This is a genomic window from Bradyrhizobium sp. UNPF46 (assembly GCF_006658625.1).
GTDB classification, from domain to species: Bacteria; Pseudomonadota; Alphaproteobacteria; order Rhizobiales; family Xanthobacteraceae; genus Bradyrhizobium; species Bradyrhizobium nitroreducens.
In genome coordinates this window covers 14813-28928 of sequence record NZ_LFJB01000050.1, presented here as the reverse complement: position 1 = coordinate 28928, position 14116 = coordinate 14813, and the positions used below count along the sequence as shown (strand labels likewise).

The following is a 14116-nucleotide window of genomic DNA, read 5'->3' as shown; positions in this document are numbered from 1 at the left end:
AGCTGCTGACCATCCTCAACGCTATGCTGCGCGACCGAAAAATCTATAAGGTCGCACCGTCAACATAACAGTTGCCGGCTCTGCGCCGCAGCGTTTCACGCCGCGTCGCGTCCGGGACACGAGAGAACGAATGCTTCGCTCGCAACGACGATGTGGAGAGCAGAGCCCACCCGTCTCACTCCGCCGCCACCATCTGCTGCGTGCGCCACTGGCCGAGCAGGGCGCGGAGCGAGGCCGGCTTCACCGGCTTGTTGAGCACGGCGATCTTCTCGTCGCGCGCGGCCATTTGCACGGCGGGGCTGCGGTCGGCGGTGATCAGGATCGCGGGGATGCCGTCGCCGAAGCGGCGGCGGATCTCGCGGATCGCGGCGATGCCGTTGCCGCGGTCGAGATGATAGTCGACCAAAAGGCCGGTGACGCGGCGGCCGGCCGTCTCGATCGCGGCGATCGCGCCTTCGGGATCGGCGACCGCGATCACCTCGGCATCCCACGCCTTCAGGAGCGTGCGCATGCCGTCGAGGATCGCCGCGTCGTTCTCGATGCAGACGATCAGCGCGCCCGAGATCGGCGTCCGCGCCAGCGGCGTCGCGCTGGTCACGGCGGCGGTGTGGGTGATCGCCTTCGCGGTCGGCACCGTCACCGAGAACACCGAGCCGCCGCTTCTGTTGCCGTCGATGGCGATGCCGTGCTTGAGCACGCGGGCGAGGCGCTCGACGATCGACAGGCCAAGGCCGAGGCCGCGCGCGATCCGCGCGCCCTGCTCCAGGCGGTGGAATTCCTTGAAGATCTCGCCGCGCTTGACCTGGGGAATACCGACGCCGGTGTCGTAGACGCAGATCTTGAGCGAAGCGCCCTGGCGGCGGCAGCCGACCAGCACGCGGCCGCGCGGGGTGTATTTGATCGCGTTCGAGATCAGGTTCTGCAGCAGGCGCCGCAGCAGCAGCCGGTCCGACTCGACCGGCAGCGAGCAGGGCACGAAAGTGAGCTCCAGGTTCTTGGCGCGCGCGATCGGCGCGAACTCGATCTCCAGCGAGCGCATCAGGTCGGCCATCTTGAAGCTCGAGATCGAGGTCGTCATCGCCCCGGCGTCCAGCCTGGAGATGTCGAGCAGCGCGCCGAGGATCTCTTCGATGGCCTGCAGCGATTCGTCGATGTTCTCGACCAGCCGAGTCTCCTCGCCGCTGTGCTGGCGTTCGACCAGGCTCGTGACATAGAGCCGTGCCGCGTTCAGCGGCTGGAGAATGTCGTGGCTGGCGGCGGCGAGGAAGCGCGTCTTGGAGATGCTGGCATCTTCGGCCGCGCTCTTGGCCAGCGCCAGCTCGGAGTTCAGCCGCGTCAGCTCCTCGGTGCGATCGCGCACGCGCTTTTCCAGCGTCGCATTGGCGCGCTCCAGCGCTTCGGCGGCCTCGAAGGTGGGTGTGACGTCGGTGAAGGTGATGACGAAGCCGCCGCCGGGCATGCGGTTGGTGAGCACCTCGATCACCATGTGGCGTTCCGGCAGGCGTTCGAGATATGGCTCGCTGTCGGTGGTGTAGGCTATGAGCCGCTGCTCGATCATCGCCTCACGGTCGGCCTGATGGTCCGGATCGCTCACGCCCATGAATTCCAGGATCTCGCGCAGGGGCGTACCGAACTGGACGATGTGCGGGGGCACGTTGAGGAGATCGCCGAACTGCCGGTTGGAGCAGATCAGCTGCAGGTCGGCATCGAACACGGCGATGCCCTGGCGCACGTGGTTGAGCGCAGTCTGCAGGATCTCGCGGTTGAAATGCAGGGCCGCGTGCGAATCGTCGAGCAGTTTCAGCGCAGCCTTCGCCGACACCGTGCGCTTGCGCAGCAGCAGCGACATCACGAGGCGGGAGGAGGCCGCGCCGATCGAGGAGGCGATCAGGTGCTCGGCGTGCTGCAGCAGCTCGAAATCGGCAGGTGCTCCGGGCTCCAGCCGCAGATTGCGCCGCGCGGAAAAGGCCTCGAAGGAATGCCGTGCACGGTCGGGGCCGAGATATTGCGCGACGGTGGTCTGGATGTCCTGAACGGTGACGGTGGTGCGCCAGCGCCGGAAGCCCGGCGAGATCGGCGCGAGCGTGTTGGGCACGAACAGGTCGGCCTGCAATAGCTCGATGGACGAGGGCCTTCGCGCCAGCGACAGCAGCACATAGGTCAGGATGTTGAGCGACAGCGACCAGATCACGCCGTGCATCAGCGGCGGCAGATCGGCGCCGAACAGCGCCTGGGGCCGCAGCGCCTCGATGCCGAACGGGCCGTGCTGGAGCCACAGGATGCCTGCCGTGGAGGAATCCATGAAGCTCGGCATGAACAGCGTGTAGAGCCACACCGCAAAGCCCACCAGCATGCCGCCGATCGCGCCGCGCGCGGTGGCGCGCCGCCACAGGAGGCCGCCGAAGAAGCTCGGTGCCAGCTGGGCGATGGCGGCAAAGGACAACAGGCCGATCGCCGCGAGCTGGGTGTTGCCGAGCGCGCGGTAGTAGAAATACGCCATCACCATGATGGCGAAGATCGCGAGCCGCCGCGAGCGCAGCAGGAAGTCGCTGAAATCGGCGCCGCCGGTGCGCCCCTCCGGCCGCCGCTGCAGCACCAGGGGCACGATGAGGTCGTTCGAGACCATGATCGAGAGCGCAACGCATTCGACGATCACCATCGCGGTCGCCGCCGACAGGCCGCCGACGAAGACGGCGACGCTGAGCAGGTCCGCGCCGCCCTCCATCGGCAGGGCCAGCACGTACATGTCGGGGTCGGCCGCGCCGAACGGGAAGCTGACGAGGCCGGCGAGCGCGATCGGGATCACGAACAGATTGATGGCGACGAGGTAGAGCGGGAACAGCCAGCGCGCCCGGCCGACCTCGGCATCGGACGAATTCTCGACGACACTGACGTGGAACTGGCGCGGCAGCAGCATGATCGCGCACAGCGACAGAAGCGTCATGGTGAGAAAATTGCCGATCGACGGCGAATAGTTGATGGCGCGCACCGCCTCCGGCGTCTTCATGGCGCGCTCGATCAGTTCGTGCGGCGAGAACATCACGAAGGTGACGAAGATGCCGGCGGTGAGGAAGGCGACCAGCTTGATGATGGATTCGGTCGCCACCGCCAGCATCAGGCCGTGCTGGTGCTCGGTCGCGTCGGTCTGCCGCGTGCCGAACAGCACGGCGAAGGCCGCCATCGCCAGCGTCACCATCAGCGCGACGTCGCCGATGATCGGGATGTGGGAGAAGGCTTGGTCTTCGCTCAGGATCGTCGCGAGCGAGGAGGCGACCGCCTTGAGCTGCAGCGCGATGTAGGGCACCGAGCCGATGATCGCGATTCCGGCGACGGTGGCCGCCACGGCCTGGCTCTTGCCGTAGCGGGCGCCGATGAAGTCGGCGATCGAGGTGATGTTGTGGGCTTTCGCCAGCTGGATCACGCGGCGCAGGATGCCGGCCCCGAGCCCGATCATCAGGATCGGGCCGACATAGATCGCGAGGAAGTCGGTCGAGGTGCGCGTCGCAAAGCCCACCGAGCCGAAGAAGGTCCAGGAGGTGCAGTAGATCGCCAGCGACAGCGGATAGATCAGCCCGGAGGCGCGGCCGCGCCCGGCCGGCGAGCGGCGGTCGCCGTGGCTCGCCACCAGGAATAGGAAGCCGATATAGCCGAAGGCGGCGGCGATCACGCCCCAGTCGTGCAGCATGGCGAGCGTGCTTCTCCCATGGGCGCGAAAGGCGCCCGATCTCATTTTCCCAGCAAATCTAGCGCGTTGGACGGTCGCAAGCGACAGCGAAATGCCGGGGCGGGGGGAGGAACCGGGGTTGTCGTTAAGGTGCAAGCATGCACCGCGGGTGCCCACCCTCCCCTGGAGGGGGAGGGTCGATCGCGCGCAGCGCGAGCGGGGTGGGGTGATCTATCCACTTGGGCACTGTTGGATGAGGAGACACCGTCACCCCACCCCGGCCCACATTTCGCTGCGCTCAATGTGAGCCGACCCTCCCCCTCCAGGGGAGGGTAAAAAGCCTACTCCGCGGCCAGCGACTTTGCGCGCAGCGGCAGGCCGAGACGCTCCCACACTTGCAGCAGGGCCTCGGCGAGCTGATCGATCAGGCCGTCGTCGTGATAGGGCGAGGGCGTGATGCGCAGCCGCTCGCTGCCTTTGGGAACGGTCGGATAGTTGATCGGCTGGATGTAGATGCCGTGCTCCTCGAGCAGGAGGTCGGACGCCTGCTTGCACTTCTCGGGATCGCCGACGAACAGCGGCACGATGTGGGTGTCGCTCGACATCACAGGCAGGCCGGCGGCGTTGAGGATCGCCTTGACGCGGGCGGCACGGTCCTGGTGGCGCTCGCGCTCCCAGTTCGAGGTCTTCAGATGCTTGATCGCGGCGGTCGCGGCCGAGCAGATCGCCGGCGGCAGCGCGGTGGTGAAGATGAAGCCCGGCGCATAGGAGCGCACGGCGTCGATGATCTGGCCGTTGGCGGCGATGTAGCCGCCGAGGCAGCCGAACGCCTTGGCGAGGGTGCCTTCCAGCACGTCGATGCGGTGCATGACGCCGTCACGCTCGGCGATGCCGCCGCCGCGCGGGCCGTACATGCCGACGGCGTGGACCTCGTCGACATAGGTCATCGCGTTGTATTTTTCGGCGAGATCGCAGATCTTGGCGAGCGGGGCGACGTCGCCGTCCATGGAATAGAGGCTCTCGCAGACGATCAGCTTCGGCCGGTTCGGGTCCGCCGCCTTCAGCAGCTCCTCGAGATGGGCCAGATCGTTGTGACGGAACACGACCCGCTCGCAGCCGGACTGGCGGATGCCCTCGATCATCGAATTGTGGTTGAGCTCGTCCGACAGGATGAGACAATTCGGAATGAGCTTGGCGATGGTCGGGATGCCGGTCTGGTTCGAGACATAGCCCGAGGTGAACAGCAGCGCGGCTTCCTTGCCGTGGAGATCGGCGAGCTCGGCCTCGAGCTGGACCAGCGGATGATGCGTGCCGGCGATGTTGCGGGTGCCGCCGGCCCCGGTACCGACGCGGGTCGCGGTCTCGACCATGGCGCCTACCACCTTGGGGTGCTGGCCCATGCCGAGATAATCGTTGGAGCACCAGATCACGACGTCGCGCTTGCCCTTGGGCGAGTGCCAGACCGCGTGCGGGAATCGGCCGGCCGTGCGCTCGAGGTCGGCGAACACGCGGTAGCGCCGCTCAGCGTGGAGACGATCGAGGGCGGTATCGAAGAACTGGTTGTAATCCATCGGAGAAACCTGTCACGGAACCTGACCACGGCGGCCACTCGTTTTTAGAGCTTTTCCAGCTCCAATGTCTATGCGCCAGCACACATTTGTGGCGAGGCGTGCGGGTATATTGATAGCGCCGCCTGGCGGGCGATAGTTGATGTGGATCAAACGCCTAACACTTGCCCGCCGGGGCGGACCGAGGCTCCCGGGAAAGCCGAGGACCGCCTCCGCGGGCTTGGGCATTTTGTCCATGGGGCACGCTCCGTCCATGATGGCTGAGCCGGTCGCACCGATGTCGTAGCCTCGCATTCTGCGAGGCGCGGATCGGCGCCCGGCAAGCTCATGCGAAAGGACGCCCGATGAAGCGTGTGATGATCTTGAACGGTCCCAACCTCAATATGCTCGGTATCCGCGAGCCGCACATCTACGGCACGACGACGCTCGGCGAGGTCAACGCCGGCTGCGAGGAGGTCGCGGCCAAGCTCGGCCTCAAGCTCGCCTTCCACCAATCCAACCATGAGGGCGTGCTGGTCGACCTGATCCAGTCGGCGAGGCAGGATGCCGACGCCATCATCATCAATCCAGCCGGCTTCTCCTTCACCTCGGTCGCGATCATGGATGCGATCAAGACGTTCGAAGGCCCGGTGCTGGAAGTCCACATCTCCAACATCCACGCCCGCGACGAGTATCACCGCCACTCGAGGATCTCGTTCGTGGCGACAGGGGTGATCTGCGGCCTCGGACCGTTCGGCTACATCGCGGCACTGCACGCGATCGCGAACATGAAGTGAGGGGGATCCGCGGGGACGGTGCGCTTCCTCCCCCCGCGAGCGGGGAGAGGCGAAGACTCACGTCGTCCGGAACTGCAGCACGCCGTCCTTCGTCTCGGCCGTCAGGCGGCCCTCGACGAGCATGTAATTGACGTGGGCGACGAGCTCGCCGGCGGCAAAACCCATCTGGTGCTCGTCGAGCACGTGCTTGTTGAACACGACAGGCACCAGAGCGCGCGAGGTCTGCGGCACCTCGCGGCAGGCTTCCGCGATCAGGCGGCAGCGCTCTTCATGATGGTCGGCGAGCTGCTTGATGCGGGTCTTCAGTCCGTAGAACGGCACGCCGTGGCCCGGCAGCACCAGCACGTCATAGGGCAGCGTCGTGGTGAGGCTGGCGAGCGAGGCGAGATATTCGCCGAGCGAGTTCTGGTCGGGCTCGACCGCCCAGACGCTGACATTGGGCGAGATCTTGCTCAGCACCTGGTCGGCGGAGAGGAACAGCTTGTCGTCGGCGCAATACAGCATCACCTGGTCGAGCGCGTGGCCGCCGCCGGTGATCACCTTGAAGCGGCGCGTGCCGATCACGACGTCCTCGCCGTGGGAGATGCGGCGGTAGGAGGGCGGCAGCACCGAGACGCGCTTGAGATAATCCTGGCCGCGGCCGAGCAGCTTCTCGGTGAGCGACTCGTCCATGCCGTGGCGGCGGAAGAACAGCCGCTGCGCTTCCTGCCGCTCCGCAGTGCCGCGGTTCTGGTGATAGACCGATTGCAGATATTCGACCTGCGACATCACCAGCGGGCAGTTGAAGCGCTCGACGACCCAGCCAGCAAGCCCGACATGGTCGGGGTGGGAGTGGGTCACGATCAGGCGCGTGATGGTGATGCCCTTCAGCGGTCCGTCGAACAGCTTGGTCCAGGCCTCGATCGTCTCCTCGTTGCCGAAGCCGGTGTCGACCATCGCATAGCCGTCGCCGTCGGCGAGCAGGTAGATGTTCACGTGGTTGAGGCGGAACGGCAATTTCAGCCGCGCCCACAACACGCCGGGCCTGACCTCGACGATCTCGTCGTGGCCGGGATGCTGTTCCCAGGGGTAGCGCAGGGCCTCGGCCGAGGACTGGGCCGGGGACTGCGCAGTGTCGGTTTTCGCGTTCATGCTACCCGCTTAAACCCAGCGCGCGCGGGGCGCCAGCCGAAAAAGGCTGGCCCGTGGTCTCCGCATGGCGGTCATACCGGCAGTTTTCCGTAGCCCGGACGAAGCCGCCGCCCGGGCCACGGGACGGCGCTGCTACGCCGCCCGCATGTTGTTGAGGAACGCGTCGATCTCTCCGCGTAGCATGTCGGCTTCGCGGCGGAGCGCGTCGGAGGCGCCCAGCACCTCATTCGCTGCCGCGCCGGCTTCGGCGGAGGCGGTGGAGACGCCGACGATGTTGCTGGAGACCTCGCTGGTGCCGCCGGCCGCATGCTGGATGTTGCGGGCGATCTCGCGCGTCGCCGCGCCCTGCTCCTCGACCGCGGCCGCGATCGTCGTGGTCACGTTGTCGATCTCGCCGATGATCCGGCCGATGCCCTGGATGGCGCCGACTGCCGACGTGGTGATGTCCTGCATGCTGGCGATCTGGGTGCGGATTTCCTCCGTCGCTTTGGCGGTCTGGCTGGCGAGGCTCTTCACCTCGGAGGCAACCACGGCGAAGCCGCGGCCGGCCTCGCCCGCACGCGCCGCCTCGATGGTGGCGTTGAGCGCGAGCAGATTGGTCTGCGAGGCGATGGTCTGGATCAGATCGACCACGACGCTGATGCGGCTCGCGCTGTCGGCGAGGCTCTGTACCGTGGCGTCGGTCGCGCCGGCCTCGTCGACCGCCTTTTTGGCAATCGCGGCCGAGGTCACGACCTGCTTGCTGATCTCCTCGATCGAGGACGACAGCTGCTCGGTGCCCGACGACACGGTCTGCACGTTGACCGAGGTCTCCTCGGCGGCGGAGGCCACCGCGTTCACCAGCGCGTTGGACTGGTCGGCGGTGGTCGACATGCTCTGCGCGGTCGACTGCATCGAATTGGCCGACTGCGCCAGATTGTCGAGCGCGGAGCGCACCGTGTTCTCGAATTCGGCGATCTTCGCTTCCATGCGCGCGGCGCGCTCGGCCTTGGCGATACGGTCCTTCTCCTGCTCGCCGGCGAGTGCCCGGGCCTCGATCATGCTGTCGCGGAACACGGTCAGCGTTTCCTTCATCACGCCGATCTCGTCGTTCTGCCGGGAGCGGACGATCTCGGTATCGAGGTCGCCGGCCGACAGCAGCTGCATGGCGCGCTGAAGCTCGCGGATGCGGCGCAGGATGTTGCGGCCGACATAGAGCCAGACGAACAGCGCCGAGCCGACCAGCATCAGGGCGCCGAGCGCCAGCATCACGGTCGTCGCCAGCGAGGTTTCCCGCTGCGCCTGGGAGGTCGAGGCGTTGGTCTCCTTCTGTACGCCGTCGACGAGCTGCTGCACGCTGATGCCGAGGCCGACATTGAGCTTGCGCGTCTCGTCCAGGATGGTCTGGCCGTAGTCGATGGAGTCGAGCTCCTTTTCACGCAGATTGAACACGCCCGTCTTGCCGGTGCCGAGCGCGAGCAGCTTCTCCGCCGTCTCGCGCAGCATCTTGTTGCCTTGGTTGTCGGGCAGCAGATCGAGGTTGGAGCGCAGGCGGCCCTGTGCCGTCTTGAATTCCTTCTGGATGTCGTCGAGCTTGTCGCTCGTGCTCGCCGACAGCGCCGCGCTCATGTCGGCGGCGGCGAGATTGCCGCTGGCGACGACGTTGCCGAGCTGGCCGACGGTCTGCGCGGCGTCGCTGGCATCCGCGGCCGACAGGTCGGCCGAGCCGAGAATGGCGTTGACCCGGGTCTGCGCGTCGAGCATCGCCGGGCTGGCCGCGCCGACGAAGGCGCCCTGCGCGTTGCGCAGGGCATCATATTGTTTCTCATGAAGCGCGGCGATATCCAGCCGCTCGCGGGCGGCCTTGGTGAGGCTCTGCGCCGCCTCGTTGATGCTCTTCATCGTTTCGCTGAGGCCGGAGACGACGTTCTTGTCGCCGCCGAGCTGGATGATCTCGGTGAGCTTCTGTTGCGTCTGCTCCTGCAATTCCCTGAGCTTCTTGGTGCGCTCGTTCAGCGCTTCCTCGCTTTGCGCCGCGAGCAAGGCCGGTCCCTGCGCCGCCAGACTCGCGCTCAGTGCCGACAATTGCAGGCTGGCGGCAAGGCGCGGAATGTCCCGCCCGCTCAGTTCGGTCATGCGTCCGCCGAGATTTTGCAGCGCCAGGCCCGCGCCGGCCGCGATCACGAGGCCCATGCCCGCGATCACCGCGAAGGCCGCGAACAGGCTGCCGCGCACGCCCCATGTCGGCAGTTTGAAGCGCGGCAGAAAACGGCCCAAGCGGCCAAGCCCCAGACGGATCGCCATCGAAAATTCCCCCAGCTCTTGCTTATCTTTGTGGCCGGCAGTATCGGCACCGCCGGTTAAGAATTCGCAATCTCCGCAAACGCTTGCATCTGTTCCGCAGGGCGAAAAAAGGAAGGGCCGGCGAGATCGCCGGCCCTTCCGTCGTAAAGGTCCTGGTAACCGATCAGTAGCGCGCGACCGCCGGGCTGGCCCAGTTGAAGCGGTAGTTGACGCCTGCCTTGATGGTGTGGTCGTCGGTCGTGAAGCTGCCGGTGCCCGTGAGCGGACCGCCGGTGAAGCTCGCGTCGCCGAAATTGTAATACTGGTACTCGGCCTTGGCCGACCAGTTCGGGGCGAACATGTATTCGAGGCCGGCGCCGACGGTGTAGCCGTTTTTGTGATCGCCGGTGATGACGAAGGCAGCCGGCACGCCGCCGACGGTTACCTTCTCGTTGTTGTCCGAATAGGCGTAGCCGCCCTTCACGTAGACGAGGCCAGGACCCCAGGTGTAGCCGACGCGGCCGGTGATCGAGCCGAGGCCGCGCTGGTCGTTGGTGTAGGCGATGCCGCCCGGAAACACGGCGCCGACGCTGCCGGAGAGCCAGGAATACTGGCCCTCGACGCCGACCACGAAGTTCGGGTGGAACTGCCAGTCCGCACCGACCTGCACGCCGCCGAGGAAACGGCCGTTGCCGTTGTTGCCGGTGGAGAGGCCGCTGAAATTGTTGTCGCTGGAGAACGCGCCGCCGACATGGCCACCGATGTAGAAACCGGTCCAGTTGTAGATTGGCGCGGCATAGGCCGGCGCGGGCGCCTTGTAGTAGTTGCGGTTGCCGAGATCGGCACCGACGGCCGGCGCGGCAGCCCCCACCACGAGCAGCGCAACGGTCGCAAACAGAATCTTCTTCATCGTCCTGAACTCCAGCACTCAATGTCCCCGGCAGGCGCGCTTTCCGCGCCGCGTTGGTTTTGCAGATAGCTCGCTTTTGACGAAAATGCTGTCACATGCATGGCACAGCGGCAGCCAACCCAACTTATTGGGCTGCAATTGGTTTTCGTGCTTAATGCCGGCTTAAGAAGTGGTGAAGGAAGGCTTAACGGCGCCTCCCTCCGGTAACCCGCGAAGGCACTTCGTTAACCGAGGCGCCGACGCGCCTCGTCGCGCATCTGCTCGCGAAACGCGGCGCGCTTTGCGGGCCGATCTTCCTCGCGAACGTCATGGCGATCGAAGATGTCGAACTTCTCCAGGATCGGATAGCGCTCGCTCGCCATCGCGAGCACGCGCAGCACCTTGGTCGCCGATGGCGTCGGGCCGCTCACTTCCCAGCGCCGGATGGTGTCGCCGCCGCCTTGCTCCGGCAATCCGCAGAGCTTTGCCATGTCGGCCGCAGTGAGCTTCCGCTCGAGGGCATCGGAAAGGTCGGCGCGGAGTTGCTTCAGTTCGGGGCCGGTCATGTCGCCTCAATGCGGGAAGTCCTCGAGGGCAATGCCCTAGCGCTGATTCGGGTCCATCCGAAGGCGGGCATGATCGTGATAGTGTTTTCTCGCCGGCCAAAGTCAGCGAGGGAAATCGCATGCCCGTGTTCAAGCTGCCCCTGTCGGGAGATGTCGTCCAGTCCATCTATCCGTCGTTCTTCAGCCCAACCGGCGGCCAGTTCGGCCTCGTCAACATCACCGTCGGACAGTCCTCGGCACCCGATGTCGAAAAGGACGTGTTGTCGGATGTCGGCAGCTACGGCAAGCAGATCGGGCAGGTCGCCGATGCGCTGCTGGCCGTGATCGAGCATCTTGAGGCAAATGACGCCGGCCCCCTCGGCGAGGACAAGGCGATCACCGCCTTCAAGGACTTGATGCATTCGGTCGCGAACGTGAAGGACCGGCACGGCCGTCATGCCTGCCGTCCGAAGCGGAGGTGACGAACGGCATCGCTTCGGCACATTCGCCCGCGCACGAAGTTATGAACTTGTGCCTCTGGACATCGCCCGGTGAGTGAACACATGGCACAAGGGGCTCCCAGCGACCGAGGGATCAGCCATGACAGGCATCAAACTCGCCATTGCCGCGCTCGTCACGACCGGGTTGCTTGCCGCGCCCTTCGCAGCTGAAGCGAAGAAGGCCCGGTCGAGCCGTAACTACAGCACCGGCGTGGTGGCTCCGAATTACGGTGCCTCGCCGGCGGCGCAGCCGAGAGCACCCTATGGCTCGTCCGGACAGACCGTCGGCACCGTCACGGCGCCCTCGATCGGATCGTACAATTGGCCTTCGGTCGGCGTGACCAACGCGGTGCCCACCTGGAGCAATACTACGAGATAGGGCGCGATGAGGCGGCCTCCGGGCTCAGATGCCCCGGCGCGCCTGGTTTCCGATCACGCAGCGCCATGCCGCCAGCCGCTCGGCCGGATGCTGGTTCATCCAGTCGGCGAGCTGCGGCGCGCCCATCAGGCAGGACTGCACCGAGACCTCGGCGAAATCCGAGGAGGTGACGAGTTGCTCATGGCAATTGCTCGGCGAGGCGAGACTGCAGAGGACCGCGATGATCTTGATCACGACCGGGTGCTCCCGTCGCCAACGAACGTCCGGCCCATCGGTGTCTTGTCCTGACCTTCGCCGGCCGGATCGGCCGACGGGAAGATGCTGTCGTAGATGGCGCGCGCTTCCTGGATGAGACGCGTTCGCTCGCGCTCGGACTTCGAGACAAATCGTATGACTTCGCCCATGATGGCTCCGTATCAATTGCTGTCCGTCATCAGATGACGTTGATCATTCAATTTCGATCTATGGCGCCGTCCTCGCCTTTGAAGCGGCGCCGCCGATCACGGGGGAACAAAAATGCGTGAGCGCATCCGGGGCTTCCCACACTTCCGGCGTCTGATGCGCCGGGTCGGGAAGCCGCTCACCACATGTGTTCGCCGCAAGACTCCAGCCAAAGACTTTTCTGGCCGCATGGGCGAACGCCGGTATCAGCCTGCTTCTTGCCGTCGTCGGCAAGACCGTTCACGCAAAGCAAATTCCGTCGAATCAAATATGTTTCACGTCTCGAGGTCGCCAAGTTTTTGGAACCATCCCGGCGTCCGGTGATCGATGCGGGCACCGTTTCACGCCGCCGGTGCGCGCTCCTTCCGTCCCGGCACAGCCGCCAGCAATTCGCGCGTGTACGCGTGCTCGGGCGCGGCGAAGAGCTGCGCGGTCGGCTTCAGCTCGACGATGGCGCCGCGCTGCATCACCGCGATGCGGTCGCAGATTTGCGCGGCGACGCGCAAGTCGTGGGTGATGAACAGCATCGAAAGCCCAAGGCGGGTCTTGAGATCTTCGAGCAGCCTCAACACTTGCGCCTGCACGGAGACGTCGAGCGCGGAGACGGCTTCGTCCGCGACGATGATCTCGGGATCGAGCGCGAGTGCGCGCGCGATGCCGATGCGTTGGCGCTGGCCGCCGGAGAATTCATGCGGGTAGCGGTCGAGCGCGCCGGCATCGAGGCCCACCATTTTCAGGAGATCGCGGGCGCGCTCGAACGCCACCTTCGGATCGGTGCCGGCCGCGATCGGGCCGTCGGCGATGATGTGGCCGATCTTGCGGCGCGGATTGAGCGAGGCGAACGGATCCTGGAAGATCATCTGGATGCGATGGCGCTCGGTGCGCAGCGCCTTGCCGGACAGCGAGGTGAGTTCGGTGTCACCGATCCAAATCGTGCCGCGGTCGGCCTCGATCAGCCGCATCACGAGGCGCGCCACCGACGACTTGCCGGAGCCGGATTCGCCGACGAGGCCGAGCGTCTCGCCCTTGAGGATGTTGAAGTTGACTTGTCGCGCGGCATCGACGCGACGGTCCTCGCGGAACCAGCCGCCTGACGTGACATAGGTCTTGTCCAGCCCGATCACCTCGACGGCCCTGGCCTGCTCGTCGAGCGGCTCCCGCGCGGGCGGATCCATCGTCGGCACCGCGGCGAGCAATGCCTTGGTGTAGTCGTGCTGCGGGGCGTTGAAGACGGTCGCGGCGGGGCCTTCCTCCACGACCTTACCATGCCGCAGCACCACGACCTGATCGGCGATGTCGGCGACCACGCCGAAATCGTGGGTGATGAACATCACCGCCATGTTGCGGTTCCGCTGGAGGTTGCGGATCAGCTTGAGGATCTGCGCCTGGGTGGTGACGTCGAGTGCGGTGGTCGGCTCGTCCGCAACGAGCACGGCCGGTTCGAGCGCGAGCGCCATCGCGATCATGGCGCGCTGGCGCTGGCCGCCGGAGAGCTGGTGCGGATAGGCGCGGACGATGCGCTCGGGGTCGGGCAGGCCGACTTCGCGCGCCAGCGACAGGGCCTTGGCGCGACGTTCCTTCGGCGTGAGGAGGCCGTGGGCCTCGAACATCTCGGCCATCTGGTCGCCGATCCGCATCAAGGGATTGAGCGCGGTCATCGGCTCCTGGAAGATCATCGCCAGACGGCGGCCGCGCAGATCGCGCCAGCCGTCGTCGTCGAGCTTGAGCAGGTCGCGGCCCTCGAACTGGATTTCGCCTGACGTGATCGACACCGTATCCGGCAACAAGCCCATCAGCGCATGCGCGCACATCGACTTGCCGGAGCCGGATTCGCCGACGACGCAGACGATCTTGCCGGGCCGCAAATCGAGCGAGACGCCATCGACGGCGAAGGGACGCTCGGCGCCCTTGGGCAGCGCGATCCGCAGGTTCCTGATCGAGACGGCGGGGGGCGCGGTCAT

12 protein-coding genes are annotated in these 14116 nt (G+C 66.0%); 3 read left to right on the top strand and 9 right to left on the bottom strand.

The features are described from left to right. Window positions 1-175 precede the first annotated feature (175 nt). Together UNPF46_RS21075 and hemA are read right to left on the bottom strand one after the other, a co-directional pair. Window positions 176-3685: a PAS domain-containing hybrid sensor histidine kinase/response regulator gene (locus UNPF46_RS21075; protein WP_142251284.1), complete on the bottom strand. Its 3510-nt coding sequence runs from the start codon at window positions 3683-3685 to the stop codon at window positions 176-178. 320 nt (window positions 3686-4005) lie between these two features. Then, entirely contained in the window at window positions 4006-5235 is a 1230-nt protein-coding gene (gene hemA / locus UNPF46_RS21065; protein ID WP_100177951.1) for a 5-aminolevulinate synthase, read from the bottom strand. Window positions 5236-5576: 341 nt separating this feature from the next. Here hemA and aroQ point away from each other — a divergent pair, with 341 nt between their 5' ends. After that, window positions 5577-6008, top strand: a complete 432-nt coding sequence (gene aroQ, locus UNPF46_RS21060) for a type II 3-dehydroquinate dehydratase (RefSeq protein WP_142251282.1) — start codon at window positions 5577-5579, stop codon at window positions 6006-6008. 57 nt (window positions 6009-6065) lie between these two features. On the opposite strand, the gene UNPF46_RS21055 is transcribed toward aroQ, so the two are convergent. From UNPF46_RS21055 to UNPF46_RS21040, 4 genes are all read right to left on the bottom strand, one after another. After that, window positions 6066-7139 (bottom strand): MBL fold metallo-hydrolase, encoded by a 1074-nt coding sequence (locus tag UNPF46_RS21055; RefSeq protein WP_142251281.1) that lies wholly within the window; start codon window positions 7137-7139, stop codon window positions 6066-6068. Window positions 7140-7271: 132 nt separating this feature from the next. After that, window positions 7272-9422 carry a methyl-accepting chemotaxis protein gene (locus tag UNPF46_RS21050; protein ID WP_142251280.1) on the bottom strand — a complete coding sequence of 717 codons (2151 nt, stop codon included), beginning with the start codon at window positions 9420-9422 and terminating at the stop codon, window positions 7272-7274. A gap of 163 nt (window positions 9423-9585) precedes the next feature. Further along, on the bottom strand, window positions 9586-10311 hold the full coding sequence (locus UNPF46_RS21045) for an outer membrane protein (RefSeq protein WP_100177947.1): 726 nt from the start codon (window positions 10309-10311) through the stop codon (window positions 9586-9588). A 224-nt stretch (window positions 10312-10535) separates the two neighbouring features. After that, window positions 10536-10856: a hypothetical protein gene (locus tag UNPF46_RS21040; RefSeq protein WP_142251279.1), complete on the bottom strand. Its 321-nt coding sequence runs from the start codon at window positions 10854-10856 to the stop codon at window positions 10536-10538. A 119-nt stretch (window positions 10857-10975) separates the two neighbouring features. Between UNPF46_RS21040 and UNPF46_RS21035 the strand changes: the two genes are divergently transcribed. Both UNPF46_RS21035 and UNPF46_RS21030 read left to right on the top strand, forming a co-directional pair. Continuing rightward, window positions 10976-11317, top strand: a complete 342-nt coding sequence (locus UNPF46_RS21035) for a hypothetical protein (RefSeq protein ID WP_100177945.1) — start codon at window positions 10976-10978, stop codon at window positions 11315-11317. Between the two features lie 118 nt (window positions 11318-11435). Further along, window positions 11436-11714, top strand: a complete 279-nt coding sequence (locus UNPF46_RS21030) for a hypothetical protein (protein WP_142251278.1) — start codon at window positions 11436-11438, stop codon at window positions 11712-11714. A 24-nt stretch (window positions 11715-11738) separates the two neighbouring features. Here the strand turns inward: UNPF46_RS21030 and UNPF46_RS21025 are convergent, their stop codons facing one another. The 3 genes from UNPF46_RS21025 to UNPF46_RS21020 all read right to left on the bottom strand — a co-directional run bounded on the left by UNPF46_RS21025 (window position 11739) and on the right by UNPF46_RS21020 (window position 14116). Further along, the gene (locus UNPF46_RS21025; protein ID WP_142251277.1) at window positions 11739-11948 is read right to left on the bottom strand and encodes a hypothetical protein; all 210 of its coding nucleotides are present in this window, start codon (window positions 11946-11948) and stop codon (window positions 11739-11741) included. Then, window positions 11945-12118: a hypothetical protein gene (locus UNPF46_RS37610; RefSeq protein ID WP_174718990.1), complete on the bottom strand. Its 174-nt coding sequence runs from the start codon at window positions 12116-12118 to the stop codon at window positions 11945-11947. The genes UNPF46_RS21025 and UNPF46_RS37610 overlap by 4 nt, the downstream gene beginning before the upstream one ends. A gap of 378 nt (window positions 12119-12496) precedes the next feature. Then, window positions 12497-14116, bottom strand: coding sequence for an ABC transporter ATP-binding protein (locus tag UNPF46_RS21020; RefSeq protein WP_181770037.1), 1620 nt, complete (start codon window positions 14114-14116; stop codon window positions 12497-12499).

What these genes read in the sequence shown, in the direction of transcription:
- UNPF46_RS21045 (WP_100177947.1), bottom strand. Translation starts at nt 10,311, where the DNA reads ATGAAGAAGATTCTGTTTGCGACCGTTGCGCTGCTCGTGGTGGGGGCT.
- UNPF46_RS21035 (WP_100177945.1), top strand. Translation starts at nt 10,976, where the DNA reads ATGCCCGTGTTCAAGCTGCCCCTGTCGGGAGATGTCGTCCAGTCCATC.
- aroQ (WP_142251282.1), top strand. Translation starts at nt 5,577, where the DNA reads ATGAAGCGTGTGATGATCTTGAACGGTCCCAACCTCAATATGCTCGGT.
- UNPF46_RS21030 (WP_142251278.1), top strand. Translation starts at nt 11,436, where the DNA reads ATGACAGGCATCAAACTCGCCATTGCCGCGCTCGTCACGACCGGGTTG.
- UNPF46_RS21055 (WP_142251281.1), bottom strand. Translation starts at nt 7,139, where the DNA reads ATGAACGCGAAAACCGACACTGCGCAGTCCCCGGCCCAGTCCTCGGCC.
- UNPF46_RS21050 (WP_142251280.1), bottom strand. Translation starts at nt 9,422, where the DNA reads ATGGCGATCCGTCTGGGGCTTGGCCGCTTGGGCCGTTTTCTGCCGCGC.
- UNPF46_RS21020 (WP_181770037.1), bottom strand. Translation starts at nt 14,116, where the DNA reads ATGACCGCGCCCCCCGCCGTCTCGATCAGGAACCTGCGGATCGCGCTG.
- UNPF46_RS21075 (WP_142251284.1), bottom strand. Translation starts at nt 3,685, where the DNA reads ATGCTGCACGACTGGGGCGTGATCGCCGCCGCCTTCGGCTATATCGGC.
- UNPF46_RS37610 (WP_174718990.1), bottom strand. Translation starts at nt 12,118, where the DNA reads ATGGGCGAAGTCATACGATTTGTCTCGAAGTCCGAGCGCGAGCGAACG.
- hemA (WP_100177951.1), bottom strand. Translation starts at nt 5,235, where the DNA reads ATGGATTACAACCAGTTCTTCGATACCGCCCTCGATCGTCTCCACGCT.
- UNPF46_RS21040 (WP_142251279.1), bottom strand. Translation starts at nt 10,856, where the DNA reads ATGACCGGCCCCGAACTGAAGCAACTCCGCGCCGACCTTTCCGATGCC.